The organism is Mesorhizobium sp. 131-2-1 (assembly GCF_016756535.1).
In the GTDB taxonomy this organism is placed as follows: domain Bacteria; phylum Pseudomonadota; class Alphaproteobacteria; order Rhizobiales; family Rhizobiaceae; genus Mesorhizobium.
On record NZ_AP023248.1, the window covers coordinates 221,407 to 234,400 of the forward strand.

Genomic DNA, 12,994 nt, shown 5'->3' on the forward strand with positions numbered 1-12,994 from the left:
GTGCCGTCCAGAATTTGCGAATGCAGGTCCATCTGTCTCTCCAGTTCCACGTTCGAACCATTGGATGCGCCTAGCGAGGATTGGTTCCTGGTAGGCACGACACAGGGAGGAAGTCCCCACCCATGGCGAACCAAGGGAACCTTTCGAAAAGCGCTGCATCCAATTTCATGTCCGGCGCACGGTCAACGTAAGCCGTCGGGATCGTGAAGGAGAACCAAGATGGTATCGCAACAGTCCGTGGAAGCCGACCCCGACCTCGCTCTTGATGTGTTCATCGTGGCAATCGCGATAATGCCCATGCCGCCGGTTGGCTGGTGGTCCTGGTACGCGTCGGCGACGATATGCTGGCGGTCGACGGCACATGTACCCACTGCGGCGCACCGCTGGCGTGCTGAGTCGTAATTGGCTGCATGGTTCGCTGTTTCTGGCACCAGGCCTGCATTGGTCTTCGTACCGGCAAGCGCTCGGTGCGCGTGACGCGCGGCGCGGCCCTGGTCCACGTCAAGACGCGATCCGCGGCCGCCCGGTGGCTGTCGCGACGACGATGGCTTCGACGAAACTGCGCTCGCCCTCGATTGTGGCAACCCGTATGTCCCGTGAGATCTCGATCCGTGCCTGATCGGTCCCGGCGCGCTCGGCGAGACCTGCCGCCAAGGCGCGAATGTGGGCTTCGGCGGCGGCCATTGCTTCGTCCTCGGTGTCAAAGTCGTCCAGCCGCAGGCCGGAATTGAGACGAAAAAGCCCGATCTCCGGCTGGCTAACGCGGGCTTCTGCCGACATCCGTACCTGCCCGACCACCGCGCCTAGCGCATTGGCGACGTCGGCATGTTCGGCGATCTTGCACGCATTGCCGATGATCGGCGGCAGCCCCGCGTAGTGAAGCGATGCCGAAGCGCCGAGGCCGATCACCGGCCGGTCGAGTGCGATCGACAACTGCGCCATGCCGCCTCGCCGGCCAACCGCCCGCTGAACCAGCGGGTTGGCAATGGAGACGTCGCCATCCAGCCCGTCCTCGGCAAAGACTGTTTCAAGAATGGCTTCGCCCGAACGCCGGGTCACCGCGGCAAGAACCATCTCGGAAAAAGCTTCTGGGCCTTTGGCGACATGATGCCCCTGGCCGTCACGCTTGCGTGCGAACAATTCGGCGCCCAGTCGAGCCGCGACAGGATCCCAGTTGTCCTGCCGACCGAGCACATGGGCCGCATCGGATGGCGTGAAGCCCGCGATATGCACCAGACCGCGCGCGACCAGGCGATTGAGTGTCGCGACCTGTGACGTCGATACGAGCAGCCGATCAAGCGCGGCGGGAATTGCCGAAATGTCAGCATAGAGCCGCGCCTCGGTAACTGTTAGGCCCGCAGCCAGACGCTCGGGCACTCCTGTGCGCAATGCAAAGCGGCCGTCCAGCCGGCTGGTGTTAGGGCTGAGCAATTGCCGCTTGAGGCCTTTGTATATGGCATCGTCTTGCTTCACCGCGGCCAGCGCCAGCGGCACGAGCCGACGGGGGCCTAGGACGATCGTCGAAGTCAGCGACCGCTCATGGAGCGAGACTTCCGAATCTCCACCGAGGCCAAAGGTGCGCATGGCGACGGCTTCCACCATGGTTCGCATTCCGCCAACGGTAGCGCCTTCCGGATCGAGCCGCAGGCGGCCGCCGTCCAGAACGGCGATGTCGGTGGTGGTGCCGCCGATGTCGGACACCACTGCGTCATCGATGCCGGTCATGTACCGGGCCCCCACCAGGCTTGCCGCTGGTCCTGACAGGATGGTCTCGATCGGCCGGGCGCGAGCGAATTCAGCGGCGATAAGCGCGCCGTCGCCGCGCACGACCATGAGCGGAGCGACGATCCCGCGTCTTGTCAGAAAGCCCTCGGTGGCGTCGACAAGGCGATCGATCATCGAGATCAGTCGCGCATTGAGAAGCGTGGTCAGCGCCCGACGCGGGCCGCCGAGTTTCGACGACAGTTCGTGCGAACAGGTCACCGGAAGCCCGGTGCGCTCGCGGATGACGTCACGTGCCAAGATCTCATGTTCAGGATTGCGAACCGCAAAATAGGAGGCCACGGCGACGCCTGAAACCGTGTCGGCGAGAGACGGCAAGGCTGCAACGAGAGCGTCCAGAACCAGCTGACGCGGCTCGCCGTGGGCGTCATGTCCGCCCGGGCAAAGAATCACGGGATCGGCGCCAAGAGCTTTTGACAATTCGTTCAGGGCAAGATCGGCTTCAGTGAAGCCGATCATCACAAGAGCGACCCGTCCGCCCTGACCTTCGACGAGAGCGTTAGTTGCAAGGGTGGTCGACATCGAGACAAGTTTGATCGCGCTGGATGCGATGGCAGCCTCGGACAAAACAGCGTCGACCGCGCCGGCGATGCCCTCGGCAAGATCGTGCCGCGTGGTCAGCGATTTGGCCTTGGCCACGATGCCGCTGGATTCCGACCACAGCACGGCATCGGTGTACGTGCCGCCGGTATCGATGCCCAGATACAGAGGTGACGGCTGGTGCCCATATGCGTTCATTTTGATCAGTCACCCAGCCCGGGTTCCGGAGAGAAATATTTCGCGAGCTTGTTTGCCTCGCCGTCGAACCCCTTGGCGTCGGCGGGCGGATCACGCCTGATCGCAATATTAGGCCACACAGGCGCGTACTCAGCATTCAGCGCGAGCCAATCGTCGAGACCAGGCGCGGTGCCGGGAAAAATGGCCTTCGCGGAGCATTCGGGTTCGCAGACGCCACAGTCGATGCATTCATCGGGATGGATGACGAGCATGTTCTCACCCTCGTAGAAACAGTCCACGGGACAGACTTCCACGCAGTCCATGTATTTGCATCTGATGCAATTGTCGGTGATCACGAACGTCATGCGGCGTGTCTCAGCCATGCCGGGTCGGGACGATAGAACAAGGTCAGCTTCAGGCTTTCGGCGAGGTGGGCCGCCTTCAGCCAACAGAGCCCCGCAGCCTCGCTGTCAAGCAATTCGTCGCAACTGTCGCCAAACAAGGCGAGGCACCGGTCGAGCAGACCGATTTCCAACCCACCCATGTGCTTGCGGACCGCGACGAGACTTCCCTTGTAGTACCCGGTTGTCAGCATGACCGAGGACCAGAAATCGTACATCTTCGCCAGACCCGTTTCCCGATCTTCGGCAACGGCGCGCTCGAGAATCGGTCCGAGATCTGCGTCGGCACGGATCTTGCCGTAGAAGGAGTCAACGAGCAGTCGGCTCTGCTCTTCGGAAATCGGGGCTGTCTGTGTCAAGGGCATACTCTGATCCAGCGCTCATCCGGCCCTTCAGACCACGATGTAGGTCATATCGAGGGGAATGCGGTGATCATCGATAGCCCGCACGCCAGCGGTGTTTTCAGCCAGAATGAGCGTTGCTTTCCGCTCCTGCTCGGACAGGTAAGCTCCCCAGAAGGTAACCACGCCGTTGGTCACGGTCACGTCCGAACGTCCGGTCGAGGGCCATGATTCGGATTGCAAGGCGTCAATAATCTCCAGCCTGATGCTGCTGTCGTCATGCGAGACCGGAGCGCGCCAACCTTTCCTGGCGACGACCAGGGCCTGCACCAGATTCGCACGGCTGACGATCCCCACCACCTGTCCGTCGCGCAGCACCGGAACACGCTTGATCCGATTGTGTTCAAGCAGGGTTGCGATCTCGACGACTGGCGTACTCTCGACCACAGTCGCAACCTGCTTTGTCATGACGTCGGTCACATGCTCGGAATGAGACTTGACATAGCCTTCTGCAAGAGCGGCGTTGTTGGCGAAAAGCCGAAGCCACCAGGAACGATGTTGCGGGGCGGTGCCGATCTCTGCCCGGCGGATCAGGTCTCCTTCACTAACGATGCCCAGCAGCGCACCTCTATCAATCACCGGCACGGCGCTGATCCCGTGCGACAGAAGGGCATCGGCAACCTCATCAACCGTACTGTGCGGCCCAACCGCGATGACCGGTGACGTCATGACGTCCTTGGCGATCAGCATTTCGTTCTCCTTCACCTGTCTGTTGACGGCAGGACCGCCGGCAAGGCCTTTCCCGAGCCTTGCCCGTCGTGTGACAGGCCAGCATGGAGGCGGATCGCGCGATAGAACTCCCTTGCATGGAAAGCATAGGCTTCCAGATCGGCCGGATCCCCAGCGAACAGCCCCATGCCCTCGGCTTTCCGGAAAAACCAGGGAGCGGGCAAACCAGGTTCGAGCGCCTTCACCGCAACAGCAGCAAGCAATGGCAGGCCCTCGTCCGCATCGTCGTCCATCAGTTGTTCGAGTGCATCCCGGATCACCCCTGTTGCGTCCGAACCAACCATACTCTCGGCCAGTCTTGCATAGGTGATCGGCAGCCGGCTCCGTGCTTGCAGGAGCAGTTCCTCACGGAGCCGTGTTTTAAGAGCGTTGTCATCAGGAGGAGCGATTGGGACGCGGTCATCTACGTCGAGGCGGTTGGCAGATACCATTCGACCGACCACATGGCGCTGAATGTCCGGGCCGGAAAGTATCCTGCCGAAATCGTGTTCAAGCCTGTCCATTATCATCATCGCCGAGCCCAAGGGTGCCCTTCGCGCGATATCGCCAAGAGCTCCCCCTGGCGTTGAGACCTGCTGGCTGGCACCCGATCCTGTAAATTTCGCTGCGACGGAGCTTGCCTCGTCCTTACATGCAGGACAAACGAAATTTATTGCCGCTTTAGCACAATTATTTTGCATCAGGATTTCGATTGCGGCGGGGGGCGCAGCCCTTCCCTTTTCGGATTCGATATGTACTTTTGATTGGATGAGCCGCCGCACCCGAAGTGTCCTGGCTTTCAGCATGCGGTGATTTCGGGCCGAATACGGTAGCAGGAGATTTTATGATGATCACTGGTGCTCAATGCCGTGCCGCTCGCGCGCTGGTCGAATGGACCCGTGATAAGCTCGCCGGCAATTCAGGCGTGGATGCGTTGGTCATCGAAGAATTCGAGCGTCGGATCAGCCTTCCCGACCGGGATGTCCGCGACACGTTGCAAACCGCGCTTGAAAACGCCGGCGCCGTTTTCATCGCCGAGAACGGCGGCGGTATTGGCGTTCGCCTGAAACTCAACCGCTCGGAAGTCAAGCGGATCGGCGTCCTTGAGAATGAAGGCGGCATTGTCGGTATAGATGCCGTTCCATAGGCCCAAGGGTCTTCGGAGCTCGATGGATTCACGCTTACAGCCCCCTGCTGGACAATTCAGACCCCGCTTAGCTGGGCACAAGCAAGGAAGCCCTCATGACGGTTATCTGGGACGATCTCACCGAGGAGGAACGAACGGCACTCAAGCGAATGAACCGCGGACCTTACCCATCTCTATCGAAAGCCTTGGCCGAACGCCTTGTCTTTCTCGGACTGGCGGAAGCAAGACTGGGCGGGACCGGGATAAACAGGGCCGGAAGAGAGCTAGTGATAGGCACCTTGCTTAGCGCCCGCCGCGACTAGGCCTGCGTCAAACCGATTGGATAACATCTGGCGGCGACAGGTGCCGCTGACGGCATGCCGGAAGCAGCCGAACGCCACCTTTCTCGGAGGCTCCGCAGCGGGCGCTCCCGACAGGGATATCGTGCGCGGCGAACCCTTGATCGTTGTCAGCGAGCTGTCCAGGCGGCTCCCGCCTCCAGCTGAGTGGTCCTCACGCGGCGCTTTACCGGGACCGCAGCGAGCGCAAGGATGGCGTCCCGTCATTCGAGGCGGCCGCGGAATCCCAGGACGAACAACGACGATCATCCAACACGTAGGTCTCGATCAAGTTCGGATCGGCGGCACCGCAAAAACATCCACGTCGACCGATCGCAGAATGCTTTCCGTCACGCTTCCCAGAAGTACCTTGATGAGGCCCGAACGACCATGCGTTCCGATCACCAGAAGATCGGGCGCCACCTCCTTGATCGCCTCCATGATCGCTTCGACGGGGCCTCCTTCCTTGATACGCAGCGACCAGTTGTCGACACCAAAGTCGTTCGCTTCCAAAAACGCGACCAGTTCCCTGTCCACCTGCAAACGTTCTGTCGCCACGTAGCGCGCGATCTCGTCCTTGCCTATTCCAGCATTTGACATTTTTCCCTTGGCGAACGCATCGAAACCATGGACCAGCGAAAGACTGGCGTCGCCTATTAGTCCAGTATCCCTAGCCATTCTGATTGCGCGCGCGGACGGCTTGGACATGTCCACAGCGGCCATCACTTTTTTGTAGGAATGTTCTACCTCTGCATTCACCATGAGCACCGGGCATGGTCCGGTACGGATCACACGTTCGATAGTCGTTCCGACAAAAATATCGCGTAGCAACTGCTTGCGGTGCGCGCCCATGACAATGAGATTGATCGAACGCGCCTCGGCCGCCTTCAGAATGCCGTCGAACGGATCACCAGCGACAACCGCGGAATCACACTTGAGTCCTTGGAGTTCGGCGATCGAGCCCACTTGTTCTTCAAGATACCTCTGCGCCTCCCGTCTTTCGAGGTCGACCATGCCTGAGGGTTGGTCGTCGTCGACGACATGAACGAGCGTGAGTTCCGCGGTAATCTCCCGGGCCAAGAGGCCGGCCCGTCGCAATGCCCGTTGTGAACGGGTGGAAAAATCTGTCGCCGCGAGGATTTTCATGGCAGCTCCGTGTTCCTCGTCCGTGAGATCGCAACCGCCTTCCTTCGGCAGATTTTGGGTAGTGATCTAATTTGACGATGGTCTCGCTTGTCCAGAGAGTCATCCTAGGCGCCGGCTCCACAATGCTGCAAGTGCCGCTCCAGAAATCCTTGAATGGCAGGTCTTGCGGTTGAGCCTGCCATCGTCCGCCTTGACTTCGCGAATTGCTTCACCAACTATAGCTATATGAACACCGCAGCCAAAATCCGTCGTGATTTTCTTTTCCGGGTTTGCCCCATCGCGGGATCGTGACCCCCGGCTCGGCTGCCATGCGCCCCGAGCCGAGGGGCAACGCCTAAGTCAACATATGATCCGTTGGGTGCACCGCCTCTGGGCTTTGGTGCATCGACGAAGATTCCCCGAATTGGCCAGTTCCGCTACCTTTGATGACGGCTGGCCCACTACAATATGAGTATCCCAATGCAGAACAACACGAAAACCCGGCGTAAGCCGAATATCCGCATCTCGCAGTCGGATCATGCGCGCTTATCGGCGCTCGCGAGCACTTTCGCCGCACGAAATCCGGAGGCGTCTGATGAACTGCTCGCCGAACTCGAGCGCGCCCGCATCGTTGCCGATGGTTGGGTCTCCGCCGGCACCGTCCGGATGGGTTCAACTGTGACGTTCAAGCCCGACACTGGCGATCGGAAAACGGTCACGCTGGTATTTCCTGGCGATGCCGACATCTCCGAAGGCAAGGTTTCGATCCTCACGCCGATTGGCACGGCTCTGATCGGCCTCTCGGCTGGGCAGTCGATCATGTGGACCGCCCGGGACGGGCGTCGACACGAATTGTTGGTACTTGCCGTTAGCCAACCTGCTCCAGAAGGCGATGCAGCTGATCGGCGCGCGCCAGCGTCTTCGACGATTGCGGCGGGCGTATAGACATGGGCGTTTCCATCCGTCTCCTCAATCACGCAGGCAGCCTGATCGCGGGAGTCTGACCCCTGCGCCGGCCTATCTCGGTCCGGCACAGGGGTAGCTTTCCACACACCCGATCAATTTTCTGTCGCTGGATCCGCTGCGCGGGCCGGCTGGAGACGCACCATGTCCAATACCGATACCTGTCAGTTGACGACGAAGGATTACACCATTCTTGAAGTGATGCAGGAACGCCACCCTGCCCGCGGCGATCCCTTCTCGGCTATCCTTCAACGGAAGATTTCGAGCGCAGTTGTAATGTTTCGGGAAGACATCCCGGCAACCGTCGTGACACTCAGCACCCGCGTGGCTTATCGGGTGAACGACGGCCCTGCCGAAACCCGCATCGTCGCACATGACGAGATGCGCGGTCTGGTTGGCTTGCTTTTGCCGATCACCAATTCGCGCGGCCTGGCGCTGCTTGGTCTGGCCGAAGGTCAGTCCATGTCAATTCCGACCGCGGACGGCGGCCTTGAAACGCTGACTGTGCATGAAGTGGTCTATCAGCCAGAAGCTGCAAGGCGCGAGAGATTGACGCTGGCGGGAGGTGCAGCGCCGGGCTCATGGCGACCGGGCGGGCCGGTTCTGCGCATCGTCCATCGTTCCGATGAAGCGCAAGACAGGGCGGACAACAAAGTCATGGCGGCTTTCGACACCGGGTTCGACGACCCTGGTCCATCGGCCGCCTGATGCCTCGTCTATCCCGAAGGCAGTGAGGGCGGGTAGACAAGCGTTCCGTCGGCTCTTGCCCTCACTCCGTCGGTGAGTTTTGCCGGCTCGGCCTTGTCATGGCCCATCAGATGAAAAACGGACTCGCCGCGGCTAAGGAGATAGTCCGCGACGATCCTTCTGTGACAGCGCCACCAGAGTGTTTCCGAGCACATGATGGCACACTGCCGCTGCCTGCCGAGGAACACAAGCCGTTTCAGGCCGTCCAGAAATTCCGCCGACAGCGCGTAGTCAGCGTAGTTGTGAAAACTCTGGTTGATCCAGAATGCGTTGAGCGTCGGTGGGATGTCGTGCGCCTTGCCGCGCAGACCGCCAAGCTCGGCAATGTGCTCATATCCGATCCCGAACGCTGCCAGGCTTTCCGGCAGCACCTCGCTGTTGAACTGCGGGTTCGCCCGCGATCGTCGAACGGTCCTGATGTCGACCACCAGGGCGATCTTTCCAACCCGCAGCAGGGCGACGAATTCGGCAATCGACCGGGTCGAGTGACCGATGGTGTGGAACGGATAAGGCATGTTCGGTCAAATCCGTGGCGATCCATCCTTCCAGTCACGCGAACCGTGGCTTCGTGCCTGGAGGGACGATCATTTCACAACTTGCTTCAATCCGCGCAGCGCCTCCTGGACGTCGGCTCGCGCCTCGCTTGCTTCCGGATAGACTGCATAGGCCGGATAGGTGAATTCCGGCGCACCTTCCACGACTTCCAGCTGACCCGCCTCGATATGAGGAGCTGCGGCGCCCCTGCGGAAATAGCCCATTCCGCCGGCGCGAAGGATGTAGCTCAGCCCGAGCGGACCAAGACCGACCATCAATCCCGGCTCGCCGAAGGCAGTGGAACTGGCATCATGCTGGGCCGCAAACAGCGGCCCCCAATCGACATAGACATAGTCCTTGGAGCCGACCGGTTCCCCGTCCCTGTCCGTGGTCCGAACCAGGACGAGCTGCTCCTCGAGGAGAAGCTCTACCCTGAAACCCGGCAGCAGCTTCGGCGCATAGAGCACCGCAATGTCCAGAACGCCGGTCCTGAGCTGTTCGAGGAGTTGGTCCGGGACGCCGACTTGGGCTTGGATGGCGATTTCAGGCTTGGCCTTCTTCATCCAGACCAGCCAGTCGAGCAGCAGCGGGTTCCACAGGCTCAGCTCTCCCCCCAGGGCAACGACGCTTGTCCGTCCCGATGGGATGGCGAGCTGGTGCCGCGCCCGTTCCCAGATTTGCACGAATGACTGGGCGAACCGCTCGAACTCCCGGCCCGCTGGCGTCAGCTGCGCGCCATTGCGGTTGCGGATGAAGAGCTGACGTCCGAGCTCTTCCTCCAGCGTGCGTATCCGCGCGCTGACGGTCGTCTGGGTGACGTGGAGCCGGTCGGCGGCCTTCAGAAAGCTGCCGGAATGGACGATTTCCAAAAACGTGCGAGCGCGGTCGATGTCCATTCTGGCTTCCGGGTCAGTGCAATAATCTTGCATCAATACAGCATTTAATTCCGTTTGCCTTCCTGTTTTACGCAGCGCAACGTTGATGACGGCGAGGTGGTTTCCACTGCCACGGTTAATGGAGCGCGCAATGTCTGATCAGGAGGATGTTCCCCTGGAAACGAGAGAGTACGCCTCTCCGCCGTGCTTCATGCACGAATTTGTTCCAGGATATGGCACCGAGCCGGTTGTGCAGGACGCCTGGCCGGATGTCTGTCGATGGCGCAAGGCTGAGCGCAAGCGCCTGATCGACGAGCGTCTCGCAGTCGACGCCGAGGAACGCGTTACGAGGTCTTTACGCGTCGCTTCCACCCTCGACCTGGCTGTCGGCCGGGTGAGCGGGCGCATCGTCAGCGGCTACTGGCCTTTTCGAGGCGAGCCGGACCTTCGCAACTGGGCGATCCGGGTGATCGAGCGCGGCGGGCGGATCGCGCTGCCGGTCGTCATCAAGAAAGCCTGGCCGCTGGAGTTTCGTATCTGGGGGCCGGGAGACCCGCTCGAACGCGGAGTCTGGAATATTCTTGTCCCGTCTCACGGACCTGCTGTCCAGCCGGATGTGGTCATCGCCCCCGTCGTCGGTTTCGACCAGGCTAACTATCGCTTGGGGTATGGCGGCGGTTTCTTCGATCGGACCCTGGCAGCAGCGCCGAAGCGGCCTCACGTCATCGGCGTCGGTTACGCCGGCAGCAGGATCCAGACCATCTATCCGCAGCCACATGACATTCCGATGGATGTGATCGTCACGGATGATTGAATGAGTGCGGGCAAGGCCCGATCTCCTTTTGTGACAACGCATCGCAGATGCTGTCCATTGAGGTCGTCTTGCCTGCCAGCGGTGAAGAGCAGGAAGCTAATCCAGCCACAGTCTTGGATGACCGCAAGCCCCGTTTTCTCGTCAGATGGCTGTGGTCTACGAACCACAAGGATATCGGGACGCTTTACCTGCTGTTCTCGATCATGACGGGGGTCTTCGGCACGGCGCTTTCCGTGTTGATCCGCATGGAGTTGCAGGAGCCCGGCCTGCAGATATTCAGCAATCCGATGGCCTACAATGTGGTCGTCAGTTCCCACGGCCTGGTCATGATCTTCTTCGTCCTCATGCCGGCGCTGATCGGCGGCTTCGGCAACTGGATGGTGCCGATCATGATCGGTGCGCCCGACATGGCGTTTCCGCGCATGAACAATATCTCGTTCTGGCTGCTGGTGATGTCGTTTATCCTCTTCATCACCTCGATGTTCGTTCCAGGAGCGCCCGGCACGCTCGGTCATGGCGGCGGCTGGACGCTCTATCCGCCGCTCTCGACCGCTGGCCAGCCGGGTCCCGCTGTCGACCTCGTCATCCTTTCGATCCACCTTGCAGGGGCATCATCGATTCTCGGCGCGATCAACTTCATCACGACGATCTTCAACATGCGCGCGCCCGGGATGACGATGCACAAGATGCCGCTGTTCGCCTGGTCGATGCTGGTGACCGCCTTCATGCTTCTCATGTCGCTGCCCGTGCTGGCCGGCGCGATCACGATGCTGCTCACAGACCGCAACTTTGGCACGACTTTCTTCGTCCCGGACGGCGGCGGTGATCCGATCCTCTACCAGCATCTGTTCTGGTTCTTCGGCCATCCCGAAGTCTACATCATGATCCTTCCCGGCTTCGGCATCATCAGCCATGTCATCTCGACCTTCGCCAAGAAGCCGATCTTCGGTTATCTCGGCATGGCCTATGCAATGGTGGCTATCAGCGCGATCGGTTTCGTGGTTTGGGCGCATCATATGTATACGACGGGCCTGTCCGCGGACACCCAGCGTTATTTCGCCTTCGCTTCAATGGTCATCGCCGTTCCAACCGGGGTGAAGGTGTTTTCGTGGCTGGCGACCATGTGGGGAGGATCGATCGAGTTCAAGACGCCGATGCTTTGGGCTCTCGGCTTCGTCCTGCTCTTCACCATTGGTGGCGTCACGGGCATCATGGTTGCAAATCCTGGTATCGACCGCGTGTATCACGACACCTATTTTGTGATCGCCCACTTCCACTATGTGCTGTCTTTGGGTGCCGTCTTCGCCATCTTCGCCGGCTTCTACTACTGGTTCCCGAAGATGACTGGCTACATGTACAGCGAAACGCTGGGCAAGCTGCATTTCTGGATGATGTTCATCGGCGTCAACCTCGTCTTCTTCCCTCAGCACTTTCTGGGCATGGCCGGCATGCCGCGACGCTATGTCGACTACCCCGACGCTTTCGCCGGCTGGAACTTCATCTCGTCGATCGGGTCCTACATTTCAACGGCCGGACTTGTCGTCTTCTTCATCACGGTGGCGGAGGCCTTCAGCCGCAAGCGTCAAGCTGGCGCCAATCCATGGGGCGAAGGGGCGACCACGCTCGAATGGCTGCTGCCGTCGCCGCCGCCCTTCCATCAATGGGAACGCTTGCCGCGCATTGTCTAAAATTCACCTCCGGTTCCGAACCGGCGCTTGCTTCGACATTTGTCGGGAGAAGGTCATGAACGAGACCACAGATCCAAACAACCAGATCCTGCTCATGGCAATCATCGCGTTTTATTGGGCATTGCTGGGCAGTTGGGGCCAACGACAGTCGCCTCCGGGCGAAGACAAGGCAAAACGGGACGATGCGGCGACAGAGCAACGAACTGGAAGGAACGAAAACACGTCTCCCGGGGACACCCCTTTGGACGTTATCCGAAAGATCGATCCGAGTTTTGACCCTGCCCCGTTTCTGGCCGGCGCCAAGGCGGCTTATGAAGTTGTCCTGTTGGCCTATGCAAGCGGCGATATCCAAACGTTGAAGCGCCTTGTCGGGCCGGAAGTGCTCGATGTCTTCGAGCGAGCGATAGCCGGGCGCCGAGAGCGGGAGGAGATGCTGCAACTCACCTTCATCGGCACGAACGAAGCAAAGGTCGTCGACGCTCTCGAGGAGAATGGTACCGCTGAGATCGCTGTTCGCTTCGTTTCCGACGTGGTCAGCGTTACACGCTCGGCCGACGATGCGATCGTTGCCGGCGATCCCCAGCAGATCATCGAGATGATCGATACGTGGACGTTCGCCTGTGAAACCCAGTCAAGGAAACGCAATTGGATGTTGATCGCCACGGAAGGTGGATAACAGCTTGCGCCTCTAACCCGCCGAAGGGCGACGCTTGGTTGAGTGGACTTTACTTCGTCACGTGCGCTGTAGGTCAGCCTAAGAGGGCCAGCGGCGATG

The 12,994-nt window shown here is 60.3% G+C and carries 14 protein-coding genes; 6 read left to right on the forward strand and 8 right to left on the reverse strand.

Annotation, left to right across the window (positions count from 1 at the left end; translation table 11 throughout):
- Nucleotides 1–501: 501 nt before the first annotated feature.
- The 5 genes from JG743_RS33785 to JG743_RS33805 are packed head-to-tail and all read right to left on the reverse strand — an operon-like array spanning nt 502 to nt 4,815.
- Complete coding sequence (locus JG743_RS33785; protein WP_199200922.1) at nt 502–2,520, reverse strand: hydantoinase/oxoprolinase N-terminal domain-containing protein; 2,019 nt, start codon at nt 2,518–2,520, stop codon at nt 502–504.
- A 5-nt stretch (nt 2,521–2,525) separates the two neighbouring features.
- Nucleotides 2,526–2,864 carry a ferredoxin FdxA gene (gene fdxA / locus JG743_RS33790; RefSeq protein ID WP_199201116.1) on the reverse strand — a complete coding sequence of 113 codons (339 nt, stop codon included), beginning with the start codon at nt 2,862–2,864 and terminating at the stop codon, nt 2,526–2,528.
- On the reverse strand, nt 2,861–3,265 hold the full coding sequence (locus JG743_RS33795; protein WP_202303215.1) for a group III truncated hemoglobin: 405 nt from the start codon (nt 3,263–3,265) through the stop codon (nt 2,861–2,863). The genes fdxA and JG743_RS33795 overlap by 4 nt, the downstream gene beginning before the upstream one ends.
- Nucleotides 3,266–3,292: 27 nt before the next feature.
- Nucleotides 3,293–3,991, reverse strand: a complete 699-nt coding sequence (locus JG743_RS33800) for a CBS domain-containing protein (protein WP_244673254.1) — start codon at nt 3,989–3,991, stop codon at nt 3,293–3,295.
- Nucleotides 3,992–4,002: 11 nt separating this feature from the next.
- On the reverse strand, nt 4,003–4,815 hold the full coding sequence (locus tag JG743_RS33805; RefSeq protein WP_199200924.1) for a hypothetical protein: 813 nt from the start codon (nt 4,813–4,815) through the stop codon (nt 4,003–4,005).
- Nucleotides 4,816–4,853: 38 nt separating this feature from the next.
- On the opposite strand from JG743_RS33805, the gene JG743_RS33810 reads away from it, so the two are divergent.
- Nucleotides 4,854–5,156 (forward strand): XRE family transcriptional regulator, encoded by a 303-nt coding sequence (locus tag JG743_RS33810; protein ID WP_199200925.1) that lies wholly within the window; start codon nt 4,854–4,856, stop codon nt 5,154–5,156.
- A 605-nt stretch (nt 5,157–5,761) separates the two neighbouring features.
- On the opposite strand, the gene JG743_RS33815 is transcribed toward JG743_RS33810, so the two are convergent.
- The gene (locus tag JG743_RS33815) at nt 5,762–6,619 is read right to left on the reverse strand and encodes a universal stress protein (protein ID WP_199200926.1); all 858 of its coding nucleotides are present in this window, start codon (nt 6,617–6,619) and stop codon (nt 5,762–5,764) included.
- 459 nt (nt 6,620–7,078) lie between these two features.
- Between JG743_RS33815 and rnk the strand changes: the two genes are divergently transcribed.
- Both rnk and JG743_RS33825 read left to right on the forward strand, forming a co-directional pair.
- A complete protein-coding gene (rnk, locus tag JG743_RS33820; protein WP_199200927.1) occupies nt 7,079–7,543 on the forward strand; it encodes a nucleoside diphosphate kinase regulator in 465 nt (154 codons plus the stop codon).
- A gap of 162 nt (nt 7,544–7,705) precedes the next feature.
- Nucleotides 7,706–8,269 carry a nucleoside-diphosphate kinase gene (locus tag JG743_RS33825; RefSeq protein ID WP_199200928.1) on the forward strand — a complete coding sequence of 188 codons (564 nt, stop codon included), beginning with the start codon at nt 7,706–7,708 and terminating at the stop codon, nt 8,267–8,269.
- A gap of 8 nt (nt 8,270–8,277) precedes the next feature.
- Here the strand turns inward: JG743_RS33825 and JG743_RS33830 are convergent, their stop codons facing one another.
- Nucleotides 8,278–8,823 (reverse strand): DUF488 domain-containing protein, encoded by a 546-nt coding sequence (locus tag JG743_RS33830; RefSeq protein ID WP_199200929.1) that lies wholly within the window; start codon nt 8,821–8,823, stop codon nt 8,278–8,280.
- 69 nt (nt 8,824–8,892) lie between these two features.
- Nucleotides 8,893–9,738, reverse strand: a complete 846-nt coding sequence (locus JG743_RS33835; protein WP_199201118.1) for a LysR family transcriptional regulator — start codon at nt 9,736–9,738, stop codon at nt 8,893–8,895.
- A gap of 130 nt (nt 9,739–9,868) precedes the next feature.
- Here JG743_RS33835 and JG743_RS33840 point away from each other — a divergent pair, with 130 nt between their 5' ends.
- The 3 genes from JG743_RS33840 (at nt 9,869) to JG743_RS33850 (ending at nt 12,895) form a co-directional block, all read left to right on the forward strand.
- Nucleotides 9,869–10,531, forward strand: a complete 663-nt coding sequence (locus JG743_RS33840) for a 5-formyltetrahydrofolate cyclo-ligase (RefSeq protein WP_244673255.1) — start codon at nt 9,869–9,871, stop codon at nt 10,529–10,531.
- A gap of 113 nt (nt 10,532–10,644) precedes the next feature.
- Nucleotides 10,645–12,219: a cytochrome c oxidase subunit I gene (gene ctaD / locus JG743_RS33845; RefSeq protein WP_244673256.1), complete on the forward strand. Its 1,575-nt coding sequence runs from the start codon at nt 10,645–10,647 to the stop codon at nt 12,217–12,219.
- Nucleotides 12,220–12,274: 55 nt separating this feature from the next.
- Nucleotides 12,275–12,895 (forward strand): Tim44/TimA family putative adaptor protein, encoded by a 621-nt coding sequence (locus JG743_RS33850; protein ID WP_199200931.1) that lies wholly within the window; start codon nt 12,275–12,277, stop codon nt 12,893–12,895.
- Nucleotides 12,896–12,994 lie beyond the last annotated feature (99 nt).

Bases quoted from the DNA above. Each gene is read 5' to 3' on its own strand.
- JG743_RS33785 (WP_199200922.1), bottom strand. From the start codon at position 2,520: ATGAACGCATATGGGCACCAGCCGTCACCTCTGTATCTGGGCATCGAT.
- fdxA (WP_199201116.1), bottom strand. From the start codon at position 2,864: ATGACGTTCGTGATCACCGACAATTGCATCAGATGCAAATACATGGAC.
- JG743_RS33795 (WP_202303215.1), bottom strand. From the start codon at position 3,265: ATGCCCTTGACACAGACAGCCCCGATTTCCGAAGAGCAGAGCCGACTG.
- JG743_RS33800 (WP_244673254.1), bottom strand. From the start codon at position 3,991: ATGCTGATCGCCAAGGACGTCATGACGTCACCGGTCATCGCGGTTGGG.
- JG743_RS33805 (WP_199200924.1), bottom strand. From the start codon at position 4,815: ATGCTGAAAGCCAGGACACTTCGGGTGCGGCGGCTCATCCAATCAAAA.
- JG743_RS33810 (WP_199200925.1), top strand. From the start codon at position 4,854: ATGATGATCACTGGTGCTCAATGCCGTGCCGCTCGCGCGCTGGTCGAA.
- JG743_RS33815 (WP_199200926.1), bottom strand. From the start codon at position 6,619: ATGAAAATCCTCGCGGCGACAGATTTTTCCACCCGTTCACAACGGGCA.
- rnk (WP_199200927.1), top strand. From the start codon at position 7,079: ATGCAGAACAACACGAAAACCCGGCGTAAGCCGAATATCCGCATCTCG.
- JG743_RS33825 (WP_199200928.1), top strand. From the start codon at position 7,706: ATGTCCAATACCGATACCTGTCAGTTGACGACGAAGGATTACACCATT.
- JG743_RS33830 (WP_199200929.1), bottom strand. From the start codon at position 8,823: ATGCCTTATCCGTTCCACACCATCGGTCACTCGACCCGGTCGATTGCC.
- JG743_RS33835 (WP_199201118.1), bottom strand. From the start codon at position 9,738: ATGGACATCGACCGCGCTCGCACGTTTTTGGAAATCGTCCATTCCGGC.
- JG743_RS33840 (WP_244673255.1), top strand. From the start codon at position 9,869: ATGTCTGATCAGGAGGATGTTCCCCTGGAAACGAGAGAGTACGCCTCT.
- JG743_RS33850 (WP_199200931.1), top strand. From the start codon at position 12,275: ATGAACGAGACCACAGATCCAAACAACCAGATCCTGCTCATGGCAATC.